The sequence below is a fragment of the Pseudomonas nitroreducens NBRC 12694 genome (assembly GCF_002091755.1).
In the GTDB taxonomy this organism is placed as follows: Bacteria; Pseudomonadota; Gammaproteobacteria; order Pseudomonadales; family Pseudomonadaceae; genus Pseudomonas; species Pseudomonas nitroreducens.
Map to the genome: position 1 here is coordinate 263,848 of NZ_BDAI01000005.1, position 16,693 is coordinate 280,540.

The window sequence follows — 16,693 nt, forward strand, 5'->3', positions numbered from 1 at the left end:
ATGCAGAACGGCGCCTCGGGGCGCCGCTCTCATTGGAGGAAAAAGCCTCAGCGCAGCTGGCTGTCCTTGCTGCCGCGACGGTTGTAGCCGCTGTGGGCGGACTGCTCCTTGTCATGCGCGGCCTGGCAGCTGACGCACAGCCGCACGCCGGGAATGGCCTTGCGCCGCGCCTCGGGAATCAGCGCATCGCACTCCTCGCAATGGGTCAGGCTCTCGCCCTTGGGCAACTGGCTGCGCGCCCGTGCAATGGCATCCTCGATGGTGCTGTCGATCTGCTCCTGAACCGCTCCGTCGTTTGCCCAGCCGCTGGCCATGGCGACCTCCCGTGGAATCTTCGCTGTACTGAAGATATGCAGGGCACTGCAAGGGATTGCAAGGGTGATGGCGCAGGAAGCGACGAGCGCGTCGCCGGGAATCCAGATACGTCTGATGTTCCGCACGGGCAAGCCTGCCGAGAATCGGCAGATCTCTGTCTGCCGGAACCCCGCCATGCGCTACGCCTCCGCCTTACTCGCCAGCCTTCTTCTCGCCGGCCTTCTGCCGCGCGCCGCCAATGCCGACGCCGTCGATGCCAGCCTGCGTGACATGGAACGCTACCTGCTGCTGTACAGCGCGACCGGCGACGAACGTTTTCTGACGCGCCTGGAGAGCCTGGGGCCAAGCTTCGAGCAACAGCTGTCACAGCAGAAGAATGCCGCCAACCTGCAGGACCTCTGGCAACTCTATCGACAGACGCTGGAAAAGGTGCGTGCGGCTTACTTGCAGAAGGACGTTGACCTGCAACAAGCATTGCTGCAGACACGGGAAGTGGCCGGGCTGTTCGACACCTTCATCCTGGCGCGGGAGCCGGCACCAGACGGACTGCAAGACGAGCTGCGCGAGCTGGCGCTGCTGGAGGCGCGGCGGGCCAACGGGCGTTTGCTGGGGAAGGAAAGCGAGGGCGATGCGACACGCATCGGGGAACTGCAGGAGCTGATCGGCGAACGCCTGGCGGCACTACCCGCCGGTGCCAGCCGGGACTCCCTGCTCTCGCGCTGGAGCTACCTGCGCAAGGCGGAGAAACCCGAAGGCACTCTGCTCTATCCCTTCAACGCCCAGGTCGAATACCTGCTGGCGCATCTGCCGCGAAGTTGAGCGACGCGGGATAGGCGGTCCTACTCTTTGACTTCCATGTATTCGCGCGCCCAGATCTGGTACTCCTCGGGCAGCGTGTACTTCTTCGCCAGTTCCGAAGCGGTCAGGTCGGAGGCATGCACGCCGCGCTGCTCGCGCAGGCAGTCGTAGGTGGCCTTGATCGCGGCGAAGTAGGCGGCGTGGCCGTCGACCACGATGCGCACGCCCAGCTCGGCCAGTCGTGCATCGTCGCGCAGCTCGGGGTTGCCGTAGGACACCAGCATCAGCGGCACGGACAGGTGGCGGGAGATGGCTTCCAGGTGGTCGAAGTCGCGGATGCCGACCATGCAGATGCCGTCGGCGCCGGCGGCCTGGTAGGCCAGGGTGCGGCGGATCACATCGTCCACTTCCAGCACCTCGGCGTTGGTGCGGGCGATGATCGCCATTTCCGAATCGATGCGCGCTTCCAGCGCGGCGCGGATCTTGCCGACGCCTTCCTCGACCGGGATCAGGTCGGTGGACTTGCGGCCGAATTGCGCCGGCAGCAGCGTATCCTCGATGGTCAGCGCGGCCACGCCGGCGCGCTCCAGCTCGACGATGGTGCGCATGGTGTTCAGCGCGTTGCCGTAGCCGTGGTCGGCGTCGGCGATCACCGGCAGACGGGCGACGCGACCGATGCGGGTGGCCTGCTCGGTGAATTCGCTAAGGGTGATCAGCGCGAAGTCAGGCGCAGCCAGAACTTGTAGTGAAGCTACAGAACCGCCCAGGATGCCCACCTCGAACCCCAGATCCGCGGCGATGCGCGCCGACATGGGATCGAACACCGATGCGGTGTGATAGCAGGCTGAAGAACTCAGTAAGGCGCGGAAATCCTTGCGCAATTCGTGGAAGGAGGCTCTGTGCATGGTGGGATCCAACTGCTTGTACGGGGTGGGAGAACGGAAATCAGATAGTCGAAAACTCTTGTAGGAAAACTACAGGAATACAATGTAGCAAAACTACAAGCTACTCCCCAAGCCCTCTTTGCCACCATAGCCTTCCGACGGATACCCTGGTTTTCCCTCCGCGCTCGCGTACACTGCGCGGCCGTTTTTTCTCCGGACACTCGCGCACCATGTTCCCGACTACTGCGGCCCGCGCCCTGGGCATCGACTTCGGCACCTCCAACTCCACCGTCGGCTGGTGGCGCCCGGACACCGAACCGCTGATCGCCCTGGAAGACGACAAGATCACCCTGCCCTCGGTGATCTTCTTCAACGTCGAGGAACGCCGCCCGGTGTACGGCCGCCTGGCCCTGCACGAATACCTGGAAGGCTACGAAGGCCGCCTGATGCGCTCGCTGAAAAGCCTGCTGGGTTCCTCACTGCTGAAAAGCGAGACCACCGTGCTGGGCAGCGCCATGCCGTTCAAGGACCTGCTGGGGCTGTTCATCGGCGAGCTGAAGAAGCGCGCCGAAGCGGTCGCCGGGCGCGAGTTCGAGTCCGTCGTGCTGGGCCGTCCGGTGTTCTTCGTCGACGACGACCCCAAGGCTGACCAGGAAGCCCAGGACACCCTGGTCGCCGTGGCGCAGAAGCTCGGCTTCAAGGACGTCTCCTTCCAGTACGAACCTCTCGCCGCGGCCTTCGACTACGAGCGCAGCATCGAGCGCGAGGAGCTGGTGCTGATCGTCGATATCGGCGGCGGTACCTCGGACTTCTCGCTGGTGCGCCTGTCGCCCGAGCGTCGCGAAGTGGCCGACCGCCAGAGCGACATCCTCGCCACCGGCGGTGTGCATATCGGCGGTACCGATTTCGACAAGCAACTGAGCATCCAGGGCGTGATGCCGCTGTTCGGCTACGGCAGCAGGATGAAGAGCGACGCCTTCATGCCGACCAGCTACCACCTCAACCTGGCTACCTGGCACACCATCAACGCGGTATACGCGCAGAAGTCCCAGCTGGCGCTGCAGAACATGCGCTACGACATCGTCGACGCCACCGGCATCGACCGCCTGTTCAAGCTGATCGAGCAGCGCGCCGGCCACTGGCTGGCGATGCAGGTGGAAGCCAGCAAGATCGAGCTGTCCGACACCGAGCGCCGCGACATCGACCTGGTGCGTATCGAGCCGGGGCTGGTCGCCGAGCTGAGCCGCGAACTGTTCGAAGGCGCCATCGCCCCGCTGCTGGAGCGCGTGCGCGGTAGCATCACCAACCTGCTCAATTCGGCCGACGTGGACCCGGCGCGCGTGGACACGGTGTTCTTCACCGGCGGTTCCTCCGGCGTACCGGCGTTGCGCCAGAGCGTGGCGGCCATGCTGCCCAACGCCCGGCACGTCGACGGCGATCGCTTCGGCGGGATCGGCAACGGCCTGGCCATCGAAGCGATGAAGCGCTACGGCTGAGCGGTCGCGCACTGACGCCGGGACCGCCATGCGCTAGTGTGGCGGTCATTCCTCCCCGCGCCGGAGCCCGCCATGCGCCTCTTCCACCTGAGCAGCCTCCTGATGCTTTGCGCCGCCCTTTCGGCCTGCGGCCTCGGCGAAACCGCCGCGACCACGGCCACCACCGCCAAGCTGCAAGCCCAACAGGCGCAACAGGCCCAGCAGCAGATCGAGCAGCTCAAACAGCAGATCGACGCCGCCAACGTACAGAACCAGCAGCGCCTGGACGAAGCCCTGAAGGAAGCCGAATAAAAGCCTGCCCTGCAGATTTCTTGAACGCCCGATCCTGGCCTAGGCTCCAAGTTGAGCGAGTGAATTGCTCAACCAAGGAGAACACCATGTACAAGCGATCACTGCTGGCGCTGTTGGTACTGGCTTCGGTGGCGGGCTGCGCTTCCACCAAGGTGCAGAACCCGGTCAACTACATCACCTTCCGCGACCAGCCGCTGGTGCGCAACGTCGAGAAGGGAATGAGCCAGGAAGAAGTCCTGAAGATCGGCGGCACACCGTCGTCGACGCAGAAACGCCTGATGAAACCGGGCAGCTGCAACAGCTACATCCTCAGCAAGGACGGGCAGCAACAGCCCTTCTACGTGAGCTTCGACGGCAGTGGCCGAGTCGATGGATCGGGCTTCATGACCTGCTCCGAGCTCGACCGACACGAGCGCGACGCCCAGCCGTGATGCCCGCCCGGGCATGACGACATGCCCCCGCCGGCCGGCGGGGGCTTTTTCGTTCGGCACATCGCCACAGTCCTGCAGGCGGGGATATTCCCGCCACGCGGTGGCCGTCTATCATCCCAGCAGCCACCTGAGGAGCCGACCATGAAATACCGCATCATCGAACTGCCCGCCTTCGACGTGGTGGGCATGGATTATCGTGGCAGCGCGCCGGGCGACAGCATTGGCCAGCTGTGGCAGCGCTTCCTGCCACGCGAAAAGGAGGTCAGCGCCAGCGCGCAGGATAAAGCCGCCTATGGCGTCTGCAGCCAGTTGCCGGGCGGCGAGTTCCACTACATTGCCGGGCTGCCGGTGGAGCCCGGCGCGAACGTGCCCGCGGGCATGACCCGCTACGAGGTTCCCGCGCAGAAGTACGCGGTGTTCACCCACATCGGCCCGGTCACCGCCATCGCCGACAGCTTCCAGGCCATCTATTCCAGCCTGCTGGCCCGTCACGGCCTGGAGCCGAAGAAGGGCGTGGACCTGGAGCGCTACACCGAGCGCTTCCTGGGACCGGAAGATCCGGCCTCGGAAACCGACCTGTACGTGCCGATCTACTGAGACGCACCGCGCTCGCATTTTGCTTCTTGTAGGAGCGAGCTTGCTCGCGAACAAGCCCCGCTGCGAGGCGGTTCGCGAGCAAGGACTAGGCGTCCCCCTCGCTCCTACAGGCGCCTCCTGATCACTTGCGTGTGGTCGGTGCCTTCGCCGGCTGCTTCATCTGCTGCAGCAGCGCCGCGCACTGGTTGTCGTCCTGCTTGCTCGGGGCGATCAGCGCCAGCAGCGCCGCCGCCGGAGCCACCGCCACGCCGAGAGCGACCATCCCTGCGCCACGCGCCGCCAGCGGCAGCACATGCACGCCCGCTTTCGGATTCTTGAAGGTGCCCTGCACATAGAGCGGCGATCGCAGAGAGAAAATGCGCACGCCCTTGCTCTGCGGCGTGATGTCCAGGTCGAGCTGTTCGGTGGCGAAGTTGGCCGTGCCATCCACCGTGATGATGGCGTTCTCGGTATCGAAGGCGAATACCCGCGGCTTGGCCAGGCCATTGGTAATGCCCACGTCGGCGGCGGCGCAGTTGATCTTCACCTCGTCATCGCCGAACAGCTTGTTCACCACGTAGTTGCCCACGTTGAGCCCGGCGATCTCCATCAGGCTGCGGCTGATGCGGCCGTCATTGATCAGCAGCTTCATCTCGCCATTGGCGCCGGCCAGGATAGTCGCCACCGAATTGCCGGTACCGGCAATGGTCGCGTCGCCGTTGAGCTCGCCGAAGCTCGACTGCATCGGCGCGAAGCTGGGGAACAACTCCTTGAGCTTGAAGCTGCGCGCCTGCAACTGGACCTTGCTCTGCAGCGGCGTCTTGCCGCCGTCCAGGCGGATATGCGAATCCAGCGTTCCGCCGGCCACGCCGAAGCGCAGCGGCTCCAGGGTCAGCAGGCCATCGTTGAGCACCAGGTGGGTATAGAGGTCGCTGATCGGCAGCTTGTCACTGTGCACGATGCGCTTGCCGGTGAACTCCACGTCGGCGTCCATGGCGCGCCAGCGGTCGGTGCGGAACTCTTCCACCGGCAATACCTTGTCGGCCGGCTGGCGGGTGCTCTGGCCACGCGCCTGCTTCTCCTGGTTCGAGTCGGCGCCGATCAGCGGGCCGAGGTCGGCCATGCGCAACTGGTCCGAGCGCAGCTTGCCGGACAGCTTGGGCCGCGGCCGGCGATTGACGAACACGAGGTCGCCATGCAGGTCGCTGTCGCCAACCTTGCCGTTGAAGTTCTCGTAGTGGAACTGCGCGCCGCCCGAGTCGTGCAGCTCGGCCTTGAGGCGGCCGTCGGTCTCGTAGGCCGGCGTATCGGGCAGGGTCACGCCGGTGAGCGGGAAGAGGTTGGCCATGCTGGTGCCGGCCAGTTGCAGGCGCAAATCCAGCGCGCCAAGGTTCAGCGGATCGGTCAGGGTGCCGACGATGCTCGCGCGGGTGCTCCCGGCGGATACGTCGGCCTGCACCGGGAACGGCTTGGCCGCATCCTGCAACGCCAGCACGCCACCGACCTTGCCCGCGCCCGCGAGCGGCAGGCCCTTGTACTGGCCCTTGAGCTTCCAGCCGAACACGTAGTCCTGGGTGGCCGCCTTGTCGCCACCGGCCAGCGCCTTGCCCGCCAACTGGCCGAAGGGCACCGGCTTGCCGAGCGGATCCACCAGCAGCTCGAGGCGAGTCTTCAGGCTCTGGTCATCGAGGGTGACGCTGCCCTTGTCGAAGCCGATCTCGCCGATGTCCAGCTTCCAGGAGGCTTGCTCGGGCATGGCGTTGGGGTCTTCTTCCTGCTTCGGCAGCTCGAAGGTCCAGGTGGCGCGGCCGTCGGCCAGGCGCAGCAGGTCGGCGCTGGGGCGGGTGAGGACGATCTGCGGGATGCGCACCGTCTGCCACAACAGCGGCAGCGGGGCGAGGCGGAACTCGACTTTTTCGAGGCTCGCGAAGTTCGGCGCGCGCGTCTTGCCCGCCGCCCAGTCCGGATTGCCCAGGGTAATGTCCTGCGCGCTGATGTGCGGCCACGGCACGTAGGCGCGCCAGCCGCCCTCCGCAGGTTCCGTGCGCCAGAACACCTGCAGGTCGCCATTGATGGCGAAGGGGCGCCCCAGCTCCGCCGAGACCTTCTCGTTGATGGTCGGCTTCACCCGGTTCCAGTCGAAGGTGGCGATGAACACCACCAGCGCGGCTATCACCGCGATGAAACCGGTGAAGCTCCAGAGGCAGATTCGTTTCCCGCGCGTCATACCTGAACTCCCTGCTGGCCGCGTCGGTGGAAGCAGCGACGTCCCCACGCCGCTGCCGGTAATCATCGGCCGCCTGAGCATGCCGGGCCGGCATTCTCCCTTGGCCTGTTCACTTGGACCAGCATAGCGGTGCGTTGTATCCACCGATTTGCACGCAGAAAGTCCGATGCAGACGCCATGGCGAGAAAACTTAAACTTTCGCCGCCTCCGGCGACTCACACCCTTGTGACCCGATTTGAGCCGTGCGCCACCGCAGCGCCGGTTTGCCACAAGGAGATGACTGATGAACCAGGCACAACTGACCGACGTCCAGACCCTGCGCCAGCGGGCGCGCCAGAACATCGAGGACGGCGCGGTGACCGAGGGCTACCATGCCGATCGCAAGACCGTGCTGCGTCTGCTCAACGAGTCGCTGGCCACCGAGCTGGTCTGCTACCTGCGCTACAAACGCCACTACTTCATGGCCACGGGCCTGAAGGCGAGCGTCGCCGCGGCGGAATTCCTCGAGCATGCCACCCAGGAACTGCAACATGCCGACCTGCTGGCAGAGCGCATCATGCAACTGGGCGGCGAACCGGACTTCAACCCGGCCGGCCTGACCGAGCGCTCCCACGCCGAGTATGTGGCCGGCAAGAATCTGCGCGAGATGATCACCGAGAACCTGGTCGCCGAGCGCATCGCCGTCGACAGCTACCGCGAGATCGTGGTCTACCTGGGCGATGACGACCCGACCACGCGCCGCCTGTTCGAGGAGATCCTCGCCCAGGAAGAAGAACACGCCGACGACATGGCGGACCTGCTCCAGGACCTGAAATAACCCCCCCACCGCTGTCATCGATACCCGGCTCCGGCCGGGCATCGTGGGCGCGCCCGTCCCGCTGAGCGCAAAGCCCCATTCCAGAGCCTTGCCCACAGATTTTTTCCTCAATATATCGATTAATCAGATACTAACAATCCCACCAATACCGCCAATCGAAGGCATTGATAGAAGTCAATTTTCAAAATCAACTCTATGATTTTAAACAATTTATCCAACAATCATCGGCATCGATAGCGACTATCTTCCAGCATCGTTTTCCAATCGATAATCCAGAACAGATACTGAGTCCGTGTCCAACGAACTCCCCCACTCTTTCTGGAGCCGCATCATGAAACGCACCCTCGTACTTGGCTTTGCCCTCTCCGTACTTGCTGCCAATGCCGCTTTCGCCGGCTCCCAGCAGGAATCCCCGGTCATCAACGCCAGCCAGACTCAGGTTCTGGTCCAGGACGGCGCAGAGCGCACCCTGGATCAACAACAGAAACAACTGGACGCCGCCAAGGCACGTATCGCCGAAAACGGCTCCAGCCAGTCGGTCGATCGCCTGATCCAGAAAATGAACGTCGCCGAGAACGGCTCCAGCCAGACCGTCGACCGCTTGCACAAGCAACTGGGCGTCGCTGAAAACGGTTCGAGCAAAACCATCGACCGTCTGCACAGCGAGATGAGCGTTGCAGAAAACGGTTCGAGCCAGTCGGTTGACCGCCTGCACCAGCAAATGAACGTCGCCGAGAACGGCTCCAGCCAGACCGTCGATCGCCTGCACAAGCAACTGGGCGTCGCTGAAAACGGTTCGAGCAAAACCATCGAGCGTCTGCACAGCGAAATGAACGTGGCCGAGAACGGCTCCGAGCACACCGTCGACCAGTTGCACAGCAACATGGTTGCCGAGTCGGGTGGCGACACCGTCTTCAACGCCCATCTGAAGGCATAAGTCTCCAGGCAGTACACCGCAAGGTGAGAGAAAAGCCCGGCCCCGCCGGGCTTTCTTATCGCCCCAGAGCCGCAACGGCACGCCATCGATACCAGGCCACCCGTGATTTGTAACGGCGTCTTGCCTGAAATCTCCTTTGAAACGCCTTAAGACACCGCCCTAGAGCGGTTTTCGTCGTTCCATCATTGGCGGCGATAGTTGAAATTAGCCGGCTAAATAATCGACATCACTGATGCTCTGTATCACCCAGCATCGTTTTTAAATCGATTTATCCGAAGGGAAAATAACCCCGTAGCCAAAACAAACCGCCCCCTTTCGGAGCCACCCAACATGAAAACCAAGATCGCCCTCAGCCTTGCACTCACCTCCCTGATGACCGCCAGCGCCGTCTTCGCCGCCCCGGCCATCCTCAACAATGGCCCGCGCAGCACGCACCAACTCCAGCAGCAGAGCGCCCAGCCCCGCGTTGCGGATAATGGCTCCGAACGCACCATCGACCGCCTGCACAAGCAGATGGACGGTGCCCGCGTCGCCGACAACGGCTCTGAACGCACCATCGACCGTCTGCACAAGCAAATGGACGATGCCCGCGTCGCCGACAACGGTTCCGAACGCACCATCGACCGCCTGCACAAGCAAATGGAAGACGTCCGCGTTGCCGAGAACGGCTCCGAGCACACCATCGACAAGCTGCACAGCAACATGGTCGCCGAGTCCGGTGGTGACACCGTATTCGATGCCCACCTGAAGCGTGTTTCCTGATCGGCGCGAAATACGCCGAACAGGCGAAAGAAAAGCCCGGCATCTGCCGGGCTTTCTCATTTCTGCGGTTTGTCTAGCGCGGTCAACTCTTGTTCTCGGCGCCATCCGGCTCGCCATCGGAGCGGCCGATACTGGCCGGTGCCTCCACCACCAGCTCCTCCGGCACTTCCTCAACGCGCGGGTCCAGCGCTGCAGCCATCGGGCTGACGGTGTCGGGCATGGCCACGTGATGCAATGGCGCCTCATCGACACGGTGCACACCGGTGACGCGCTTGGGTTGCACCCAGAAGATCAGGATCAGCGCATAGGCCGACACCAGCATGTAGAACATGCCCGGGCCGAAGTGGCGCATCATCGCGCCGGCGAACAGCGGGCCGATACAGGCGCCGACGCCGTAGGTGGTCAGCAGCATGGCCGAGAGTGCCACCCGGCGAGACTGTTCGACATGGTCGTTGCCCAATGCCACCGCCAGCGGATAGAGGGTGAACAGCAACATGCCGGTGACGAAACCATTGGCCAGCAGCAGCGCGTAGGGTAGTTCGATCAGGCCCCACATCGGCACCGCCGCCAGGCACAGCAGCAAGGCGTTGGCGCGGATCAGCCAGCTGCGGTTGACCCTATCGGACAACCAGCCCAGCGGCCACTGCGCACAGAAGCCGGCGACGATGCACATGCCGACGAAGAGGCTCGCCTGCGAGGTGTCCAGACCGTTGCGCGCCGCATACACCGGCGCCAGGCCGTAGAAGGCGCCGACCATCAGACCGGCGACGAAGATGGTGCCCAGCGATTGCGGCACGCGCTTCCAGAAGAAACCGATCTCCAGCGGCGCCGCCACCAGCTTGGCCGGGTGGACGCGGCGGGTCAGCGCCAGCGGGATCAGGCACGAGGAGAAGCAGATCGCGACCAGCAGCAGCGGCTTGTAATCCAGCGCCGGGCTCAGCGCCAGCAGGCCCTGGCCGACCACCAGGCCAGCGTCCACCGCCACCATGTAGCCGGCGAACACCTTGCCGCGCTGATGTCCTTCAGCCTGCTCGTTGAGCCAGCTCTCGATCACCATGTACTGGTTCATCATCACGGCGCCCATCACGAAGCGCAGCACGATCCACACCTCCAGCTGCGAGACCAGCGCGTGGATCAGCACGATCACCGTCGCCATGCCCGCGCAGGCCACGTAGGAACGGATGTGACCGAAGCCTGCGATCAGCTTGTGGCCGAACTTGCCGCCGCAGACCAGGCCGAAATAGTAGGCCGCCATCAGGCCGCCGACCCACAGGTCGCTGACACCCTCCTGGGTCAGGCGCAGGCCCATATAGGTGGTGAACAGGCCGGAGCCGGCGAGCATCAGCAGCGTGGCTGTGTAGAGCGCGGGAAAGGTGACGAGCGGGCTGAACATGGCGAGTCCGGCAGGCAAATGGGATGAAAGAGTGCGGCGACGAAAAAACCGTCCCGATATCGGACAGTGCTGGCGCGACAAAGATCACAGGTTTTACGAAGCCGCGCATTATGGTGCTGCAACACCCCGCCGGCTATCAGACCTCGTGCCTTCAGTTGCATGAAACCATACCGTCGCAGGATCGATCCTAAGCAGCATGTACCTGGAGAATCGCCACGCTGCTCCGGGATCTCAAGTCTTTCCTGCTCTAATGCCCCGCCATCCTGCTGATATGGCTCTTCGCCTTCGGCCTCGCCCGCGGCGTTGTCTACCGCCTGCACACACGCTTATCCGACCGGCCGCTGGAGGACTTGGGTGCCATTCATTACGGCGGGGGATCGGCCGCCTGCTGTTCAACCTGGTGCCCCTGCCGGCGCTGTGCATGCTTTCTGAATCGATGCGCCACCGCTGCGACATCATGACCGCCGATCAGAAAGCAACTTGTTGAAATTTATTGGAAATAATCAGGTCGTAGGGTGCGTGCAGTTTTCAGGAGAACACCAACGTGAACCACGCAACCCGCAGCCTGCGAAAGACCCTCGACGCCGTCGCCAGCAACAACGAGGCCACGGCCCTGGAGGTCATGCGGGCGGCCGAACAGGTCCAGGACGACCTGCTCCGGCAGAGACTGCTCAAGGCCATCCACCATCTCAATCAGGACGCCGCCGAGTTGCGCGCCCTGCGTGAAGAAGTCGCCTCGCCGCATTCCCGCCGCGCCTGATCCGGATCAGGCGCGGGCCGGAACGGTGGGTCGACGATGGACCCAGATGCGCTTGAGCACCGTGGCGAACTGCGCCGACAAGCGGCCGCTGTTGTAGGTCTGGCCGTAGCGCGCAGCGATCTCTCGAACCTCCCGCGATAGTGCCGCATAACGCCGCGCGGGCAGGTCCGGATAGAGGTGGTGCTCGATCTGGTGGCTGAGGTTGCCGGTCATGATGTGGAAGATCGGCCCGCCTTCCAGGTTGCTCGACCCGCGCAGCTGGCGCAGATACCAGTGGCCGCGCGTCTCGTCCTGCAGTACCTCGGGCGGGAACACCGCGGCCTTCTCGGTGAAGTGGCCGCAGAAGATCACCGTGAAGGTCCACAGGTTGCGCATCAGGTTGGCGATGACGTTGCCCAGCAGCACCGCGCCGAAGGCGCCGGTGATCAGGCCGAGCAGCGGGAACACGATGTAGTCCTTGACCCACTGGCGCCCGACCTTGGCGTTGAACTGGCGCAGCAGCGGGCGCAGTTCTTCCTTCCCCATCCGCCCCTTCACGTACTTGTCCAGGCGCAGGTGCTGAACCGCCACGGCGTACTGGAACAGCAGCGCCTGGAGCGTCACCCACAGCGGCTGCCAGCGGTAGAACGGCTTCCACTTCTGCTCCGGGAACAGCCGCACCACGCCGTAGCCCACGTCGTCATCCATGCCCAGCACGTTGGTGTAGGTGTGGTGCACATGGTTGTGCGTGTGCCGCCAGAAGTCCGAAGGACCGACGATGTCCCACTCGTAGCGCTGCCCGGAAAGCTCCGGGTCGTTCATCCAGTCGTACTGGCCATGCATGACGTTATGGCCCAGCTCCATGTTCTCCAGGATCTTGCCCAGCCCGAGCAGCAAAGTGCCCAGCAGCCAGGTCGGCGGGAACCAGCCGGCCATCAGCAGCGCGCGGCCGCTCCAGCAGCAGAAGCGCACCGCCGCGCGAATGCGGCGGATGTAGCGGGCGTCTTTTGCCCCCAGGTCGTGCAGGGTGCGCTGGCGCAGGGCGTCCAGTTCGGCACCGAAGGCCGCCAGCTCGGCGGCGGTCAGATCGCGGTCTTCACGCATGGCGATGGCTTCCGGAATATTCAGAGATCGACAGTCAGGTCGCCCTGGGGCGCGCTGACACAGATGCGGATGGGCTGACCCGGTTCGCTGAACAGCTCGCCGCTACGCAGATCGCGCACGCAGCCGCTGACCAGGGTGCAGGTGCAACTCGTGCAAACGCCCTGGCGGCAACCGTGTACCGGGCGCAGACCGTTGGCTTCGGCCTGTTCCAGCAGGCTGCGGCGGCTGTCACCCGCCACCTCCAGCGCGCTACGGGCAAAGCGCAGGCTTACGGACTGCGCCGGCGCGCGCTCATCCCAGCTCGGCGGGCTGAAGCTTTCCACCTGCAGGCTGCGGCTGCTGGCACCTAACGCCAGGCGCACGCTCTCGACGAAACCACCGGGGCCGCAGGCCAGCACGTGGCGCCCGTCCAGGCCGCAGACGTGCTCCGGCTGAAAGCGCCCGGACAATTCGCCTGCCAGCGCCGTATCGCCGCTCAGCGACCAGCGCAACTCCAGGTTCGGATACTGCCGCGCCAAGGCGTCCAGGCCAGCCACGAAGGCTTTCTGCCCGCGCTCGCGGACGTAATGCAGCAGCGTCACCGGCCCGTTGTAGCCGCGCGCCAAGGCCTCGCGCAGCAAACCGAGCAGCGGCGTCAGCCCGCTCCCGGCAGCCAGCAGCAGCACGCCCTGGTCATCGAGCGGCCAGCTCAGGTCGCCGTCCGGTCGGCCCAGCTCCAGCACATCGCCCACGCACAGCTGCTGCACCAGCAGGGAAGACACCCGCCCGCCCGGCTGCCGCTTCACGGCAATCTCCAGGCAGCCGTCATCGGCGATGCGCGTCAGGCTATAGCTGCGGCTGTGGCGCACGCCGTCGTGCTCGACGAACAACTGCAGGTGCTGCCCGGGGCGCGCACCGCGCCAATGGGCGTTGGGGCGCAGGCGCAGCTCCAGCATATCATCCGCCACCCATTGCCGCGCCTCGACCCGTGCATACACGCGTTGCAATGACCAGCCGCGATTGAGCACCCGCAGCCACGCATCGACATCCGCCTCGCGCAGCCACTGGTTGCGCACCAGCGAACACAGCGGAGCGAGCAGCGGCTGGATCAGGCTCAGAGTGGAAAAGGGCAGCAGCGACATTGGGCGTGACCGAACAGTAAACAGGTGTTCACTTAAAATCTCATGGGTAGGAGTTTTCAGTCAACACCTGTTCACTATTGCCATCAGGAACTTCCCAAACGCCGAGCGGCTTTTGCTAGAGTGCCTGCGCCTTTGTCATGGATCGCCGTATGTCCACTCCCCGCGCCGAACAGAAACAACAGACCCGCCTGGCCCTGATGGATGCCGCGCGGAGCCTGATGGACAGCGGCCGCGGCTTCGGCACCCTGAGCCTGCGCGAAGTGGCGAAGACGGCGGGCATCGTCCCGGCGGGCTTCTACCGGCACTTCACCGACATGGACCAACTCGGCCTTGCGCTGGTGGCGGACGTCGACGAAACCTTCCGCGAAACCCTGCGCGTGGTGCGCCGCAACGAGTTCGAGCTGGGCGGCGTGATCGAGGCATCGGTGCGCATCTTCCTCGATGCCGTCACCGCCAACCGCACCCAGTTCCTCTTCCTCGCCCGCGAGCAGTACGGCGGCTCGCACCCGATCCGCCAGGCCGTAGGTGCCCTGCGCCAGCGCATCACCGACGACCTGGCCGCTGACCTGGCGCTACTCAACAAGCTGCCGCACCTGGGCGGCCAGGACATCGACGTGATCGCCGATCTGGTCGTCAAGACGGTGTTCGCCACCCTGCCCGAACTGATCGACCCGCCGGCGGAGAGCCTGCCGACGCACCTCTCGCCCCAGGCGAAGATCACCCAGCAGTTGCGCTTCATCATGATCGGCGCCAAGCACTGGACCGGGATCGGTTCGCGGCCCTAACGAAAATCCTGTAGGCGCCCCCTCGCTCCTACAAAGAGCCCATTGCCCCGACATGGTGCGCACCGTTTTCGTGCGCACCATCCTTGCCCACGCGCACCATTCCTGATCGCTCGGACAACCCCGCCAGGCCGCGCCAGCACTGACCGCCGCCTGCACTGGCAAGCCCCTTGCTGTAGCACTGCCATTGCTACTGCCGGACACTGCCATGCTGGTCATCCACCAACGAATCGAACCCCGCGAACACTGGGACGCCGAACTGCGCCTGAACTATGAGGCGCGCAGCAAAAGCCGCCTGCGCTGCTTCAGCACCGGGGGTGAAGACGTCGGGCTGTTCCTCGAACGCGGCCAGTCGCCGCTGGCCGATGGCGAATTCCTGCTGGCCAACGACGGACGCGTGGTGCGCGTCTGCGCCGCGCCGGAGAAGCTGCTCCACGTCACCTGCGCCAACGCCCGCGAGCTGAACCGCGCGGCTTATCACCTGGGCAATCGCCACGTTGCCCTGCAGGTCGGTGAAGGTTGGCTACGCCTGCTCGACGACTACGTACTCAAGGCCATGCTCGACCAGCTCGGCGCCACGGTGGAGGCCATCGAAGCGCCCTTCCAGCCGGAACACGGTGCCTACGGCGGCGGGCATCATCATTCGCATCAGGGCGAAGAAGAATTCAACTACGCGCCGAAGCTGCATCAGTTCGGAGTGCGCCGGTGACCCCCCTCTGGGCACTGCTGCGCCTGGCCAGCCCGCAGTTGCCCATCGGCGGCTACTGCTACTCGCAAGGGCTGGAAAGCGCCATCGACCAGGACCAGGTCAAGGATGCCGACAGCGCACGCACCTGGCTGACCGATCAACTGCACCTGAACCTCGCGCGCTTCGAAGGCCCGCTGCTGGCCGAGCTGCTGCGTGCCGCCCAAGCCGGTGATTGGGACGCCCTGCGCGACGCCGCAGAGCGCCACCGCGCCAGCCGCGAAACGCGCGAGCTGGGTCTGGAGAACCGGCAGATGGGCTTCTCCCTCGGCCAGTTGCTCGAAGCCCTGCCCGAGCTGGACGCGCCCGCTCGCCAGTGCCTCGCCGAGCAGGCCGCTCCCTCCTTCGCCGCCGCCTGGGCGCTGGCCGCCCGCGCCTGGGAACTTTCCCCGGAACAGGCCCTCGGCGCCTGGCTGTGGAGCTGGCTGGAGAACCAGCTGGCGGTACTGATGAAAACCCTGCCGCTGGGCCAATTGGCCGCGCAGAAGCTCACGTCGCAATTGCTACCCGAGCTCGACGTCGCCTGCCAGGCCGCGCTGGAAAACGATCCCCATGGCGGCGCGCCCTTCGGTCTCGCGCTGGCCTGCATGACTCACGAAACCCAATACAGCCGTCTGTTCCGCTCCTAGGAGAACTGCCATGAACTCTCAACCTCTTCGCGTCGGCATCGGCGGCCCGGTGGGCTCCGGCAAGACCGCCCTGACCCTGGCGCTGTGCCGCGCCTTGCGCCAGCGCTACAACATCGCCGTGGTCACCAATGACATCTATACCCAGGAAGACGCACAGTTCCTGGTACGCAACGAGGCGCTGGAGCCGGAGCGGATCATCGGCGTGGAAACCGGCGGCTGCCCCCACACGGCAATCCGCGAGGATGCCTCGATCAACCTGGAGGCGGTGGACCAGCTCAACCGCCGCTTCCCCGGCCTCGACCTGATCCTGGTGGAGTCCGGCGGCGACAACCTCTCGGCTACCTTCAGCCCTGAGCTGTCGGACCTGACCCTTTACGTGATCGACGTCTCTGCCGGCGACAAGATCCCGCGCAAGGGCGGACCGGGCATCTGCAAGTCCGACCTGCTGGTGATCAACAAGATCGACCTCGCCCCGCTGGTGGGCGCCTCGCTGGAAGTGATGGACCAGGACGCCTCGCGCATGCGCGGCGACAAGCCCTTCGTCTTCAGCAACCAGAAGACCGGCCAGGGCCTGGCCGAGATCATCACCTTCATCGAGCGCCAGGGACTGCTGACTGCAGCCTGAACAGCCCCACAGACCAAGGAA

At 64.7% G+C, this 16,693-nt stretch carries 19 protein-coding genes; 13 read left to right on the top strand and 6 right to left on the bottom strand.

Going from position 1 to position 16,693, the window contains the following annotated elements:
* Nucleotides 1-47 precede the first annotated feature (47 nt).
* Entirely contained in the window at nt 48-314 is a 267-nt protein-coding gene (locus tag PNI01S_RS16085) for a DksA/TraR family C4-type zinc finger protein (RefSeq protein WP_024766349.1), read from the bottom strand.
* Between the two features lie 175 nt (nt 315-489).
* Here PNI01S_RS16085 and PNI01S_RS16090 point away from each other — a divergent pair, with 175 nt between their 5' ends.
* Nucleotides 490-1,134, top strand: coding sequence for a hypothetical protein (locus PNI01S_RS16090; RefSeq protein WP_024766348.1), 645 nt, complete (start codon nt 490-492; stop codon nt 1,132-1,134).
* A gap of 20 nt (nt 1,135-1,154) precedes the next feature.
* On the opposite strand, the gene PNI01S_RS16095 is transcribed toward PNI01S_RS16090, so the two are convergent.
* On the bottom strand, nt 1,155-2,018 hold the full coding sequence (locus PNI01S_RS16095) for an isocitrate lyase/PEP mutase family protein (protein WP_037011984.1): 864 nt from the start codon (nt 2,016-2,018) through the stop codon (nt 1,155-1,157).
* Between the two features lie 209 nt (nt 2,019-2,227).
* Here PNI01S_RS16095 and PNI01S_RS16100 point away from each other — a divergent pair, with 209 nt between their 5' ends.
* The 4 genes from PNI01S_RS16100 (at nt 2,228) to PNI01S_RS16115 (ending at nt 4,812) form a co-directional block, all read left to right on the top strand.
* Complete coding sequence (locus PNI01S_RS16100) at nt 2,228-3,493, top strand: Hsp70 family protein (protein ID WP_084358599.1); 1,266 nt, start codon at nt 2,228-2,230, stop codon at nt 3,491-3,493.
* 72 nt (nt 3,494-3,565) lie between these two features.
* Nucleotides 3,566-3,784 carry a hypothetical protein gene (locus PNI01S_RS16105; RefSeq protein ID WP_024766346.1) on the top strand — a complete coding sequence of 73 codons (219 nt, stop codon included), beginning with the start codon at nt 3,566-3,568 and terminating at the stop codon, nt 3,782-3,784.
* Nucleotides 3,785-3,870: 86 nt separating this feature from the next.
* A complete protein-coding gene (gene osmE, locus PNI01S_RS16110; protein ID WP_017518219.1) occupies nt 3,871-4,215 on the top strand; it encodes an osmotically-inducible lipoprotein OsmE in 345 nt (114 codons plus the stop codon).
* Nucleotides 4,216-4,356: 141 nt separating this feature from the next.
* Nucleotides 4,357-4,812, top strand: coding sequence for a GyrI-like domain-containing protein (locus PNI01S_RS16115; protein WP_084358600.1), 456 nt, complete (start codon nt 4,357-4,359; stop codon nt 4,810-4,812).
* Nucleotides 4,813-4,933: 121 nt separating this feature from the next.
* Here the strand turns inward: PNI01S_RS16115 and PNI01S_RS16120 are convergent, their stop codons facing one another.
* Complete coding sequence (locus PNI01S_RS16120) at nt 4,934-7,018, bottom strand: AsmA family protein (protein ID WP_084358601.1); 2,085 nt, start codon at nt 7,016-7,018, stop codon at nt 4,934-4,936.
* A 283-nt stretch (nt 7,019-7,301) separates the two neighbouring features.
* On the opposite strand from PNI01S_RS16120, the gene PNI01S_RS16125 reads away from it, so the two are divergent.
* From PNI01S_RS16125 to PNI01S_RS16135, 3 genes are all read left to right on the top strand, one after another.
* Nucleotides 7,302-7,835: a ferritin-like domain-containing protein gene (locus PNI01S_RS16125; RefSeq protein ID WP_024766344.1), complete on the top strand. Its 534-nt coding sequence runs from the start codon at nt 7,302-7,304 to the stop codon at nt 7,833-7,835.
* 331 nt (nt 7,836-8,166) lie between these two features.
* A complete protein-coding gene (locus PNI01S_RS16130; protein ID WP_084358602.1) occupies nt 8,167-8,772 on the top strand; it encodes a hypothetical protein in 606 nt (201 codons plus the stop codon).
* A gap of 330 nt (nt 8,773-9,102) precedes the next feature.
* On the top strand, nt 9,103-9,534 hold the full coding sequence (locus PNI01S_RS16135; RefSeq protein ID WP_084358603.1) for a phage infection protein: 432 nt from the start codon (nt 9,103-9,105) through the stop codon (nt 9,532-9,534).
* A gap of 82 nt (nt 9,535-9,616) precedes the next feature.
* On the opposite strand, the gene PNI01S_RS16140 is transcribed toward PNI01S_RS16135, so the two are convergent.
* The gene (locus PNI01S_RS16140) at nt 9,617-10,927 is read right to left on the bottom strand and encodes an MFS transporter (protein ID WP_024765978.1); all 1,311 of its coding nucleotides are present in this window, start codon (nt 10,925-10,927) and stop codon (nt 9,617-9,619) included.
* Between the two features lie 544 nt (nt 10,928-11,471).
* Here PNI01S_RS16140 and PNI01S_RS16145 point away from each other — a divergent pair.
* Nucleotides 11,472-11,687 carry a hypothetical protein gene (locus PNI01S_RS16145; RefSeq protein WP_084358604.1) on the top strand — a complete coding sequence of 72 codons (216 nt, stop codon included), beginning with the start codon at nt 11,472-11,474 and terminating at the stop codon, nt 11,685-11,687.
* Between the two features lie 6 nt (nt 11,688-11,693).
* On the opposite strand, the gene PNI01S_RS16150 is transcribed toward PNI01S_RS16145, so the two are convergent.
* Both PNI01S_RS16150 and PNI01S_RS16155 read right to left on the bottom strand, forming a co-directional pair.
* Nucleotides 11,694-12,770, bottom strand: coding sequence for a fatty acid desaturase family protein (locus PNI01S_RS16150; protein WP_024765980.1), 1,077 nt, complete (start codon nt 12,768-12,770; stop codon nt 11,694-11,696).
* Nucleotides 12,771-12,790: 20 nt separating this feature from the next.
* Nucleotides 12,791-13,891: a ferredoxin reductase gene (locus PNI01S_RS16155; protein ID WP_084358605.1), complete on the bottom strand. Its 1,101-nt coding sequence runs from the start codon at nt 13,889-13,891 to the stop codon at nt 12,791-12,793.
* 149 nt (nt 13,892-14,040) lie between these two features.
* On the opposite strand from PNI01S_RS16155, the gene PNI01S_RS16160 reads away from it, so the two are divergent.
* The 4 genes from PNI01S_RS16160 to ureG all read left to right on the top strand — a co-directional run bounded on the left by PNI01S_RS16160 (nt 14,041) and on the right by ureG (nt 16,672).
* Complete coding sequence (locus PNI01S_RS16160; protein WP_024765982.1) at nt 14,041-14,676, top strand: TetR family transcriptional regulator; 636 nt, start codon at nt 14,041-14,043, stop codon at nt 14,674-14,676.
* Between the two features lie 205 nt (nt 14,677-14,881).
* Nucleotides 14,882-15,382, top strand: a complete 501-nt coding sequence (ureE, locus tag PNI01S_RS16165; RefSeq protein ID WP_024765983.1) for an urease accessory protein UreE — start codon at nt 14,882-14,884, stop codon at nt 15,380-15,382.
* The gene (locus PNI01S_RS16170; RefSeq protein WP_084358606.1) at nt 15,379-16,047 is read left to right on the top strand and encodes an urease accessory protein UreF; all 669 of its coding nucleotides are present in this window, start codon (nt 15,379-15,381) and stop codon (nt 16,045-16,047) included. The genes ureE and PNI01S_RS16170 overlap by 4 nt, the downstream gene beginning before the upstream one ends.
* A gap of 10 nt (nt 16,048-16,057) precedes the next feature.
* Complete coding sequence (ureG, locus tag PNI01S_RS16175; RefSeq protein ID WP_037012004.1) at nt 16,058-16,672, top strand: urease accessory protein UreG; 615 nt, start codon at nt 16,058-16,060, stop codon at nt 16,670-16,672.
* Nucleotides 16,673-16,693: the final 21 nt, after the last annotated feature.

Coding starts and splice junctions, on each gene's coding strand:
- PNI01S_RS16130 (WP_084358602.1), top strand. CDS start 8,167: ATGAAACGCACCCTCGTACTTGGCTTTGCCCTCTCCGTACTTGCTGCC.
- PNI01S_RS16115 (WP_084358600.1), top strand. CDS start 4,357: ATGAAATACCGCATCATCGAACTGCCCGCCTTCGACGTGGTGGGCATG.
- PNI01S_RS16150 (WP_024765980.1), bottom strand. CDS start 12,770: ATGCGTGAAGACCGCGATCTGACCGCCGCCGAGCTGGCGGCCTTCGGT.
- PNI01S_RS16105 (WP_024766346.1), top strand. CDS start 3,566: ATGCGCCTCTTCCACCTGAGCAGCCTCCTGATGCTTTGCGCCGCCCTT.
- PNI01S_RS16090 (WP_024766348.1), top strand. CDS start 490: ATGCGCTACGCCTCCGCCTTACTCGCCAGCCTTCTTCTCGCCGGCCTT.
- PNI01S_RS16100 (WP_084358599.1), top strand. CDS start 2,228: ATGTTCCCGACTACTGCGGCCCGCGCCCTGGGCATCGACTTCGGCACC.
- PNI01S_RS16160 (WP_024765982.1), top strand. CDS start 14,041: ATGTCCACTCCCCGCGCCGAACAGAAACAACAGACCCGCCTGGCCCTG.
- PNI01S_RS16095 (WP_037011984.1), bottom strand. CDS start 2,018: ATGCACAGAGCCTCCTTCCACGAATTGCGCAAGGATTTCCGCGCCTTA.
- ureG (WP_037012004.1), top strand. CDS start 16,058: ATGAACTCTCAACCTCTTCGCGTCGGCATCGGCGGCCCGGTGGGCTCC.
- PNI01S_RS16135 (WP_084358603.1), top strand. CDS start 9,103: ATGAAAACCAAGATCGCCCTCAGCCTTGCACTCACCTCCCTGATGACC.
- PNI01S_RS16125 (WP_024766344.1), top strand. CDS start 7,302: ATGAACCAGGCACAACTGACCGACGTCCAGACCCTGCGCCAGCGGGCG.
- PNI01S_RS16120 (WP_084358601.1), bottom strand. CDS start 7,018: ATGACGCGCGGGAAACGAATCTGCCTCTGGAGCTTCACCGGTTTCATC.
- osmE (WP_017518219.1), top strand. CDS start 3,871: ATGTACAAGCGATCACTGCTGGCGCTGTTGGTACTGGCTTCGGTGGCG.
- PNI01S_RS16140 (WP_024765978.1), bottom strand. CDS start 10,927: ATGTTCAGCCCGCTCGTCACCTTTCCCGCGCTCTACACAGCCACGCTG.
- ureE (WP_024765983.1), top strand. CDS start 14,882: ATGCTGGTCATCCACCAACGAATCGAACCCCGCGAACACTGGGACGCC.
- PNI01S_RS16085 (WP_024766349.1), bottom strand. CDS start 314: ATGGCCAGCGGCTGGGCAAACGACGGAGCGGTTCAGGAGCAGATCGAC.
- PNI01S_RS16155 (WP_084358605.1), bottom strand. CDS start 13,891: ATGTCGCTGCTGCCCTTTTCCACTCTGAGCCTGATCCAGCCGCTGCTC.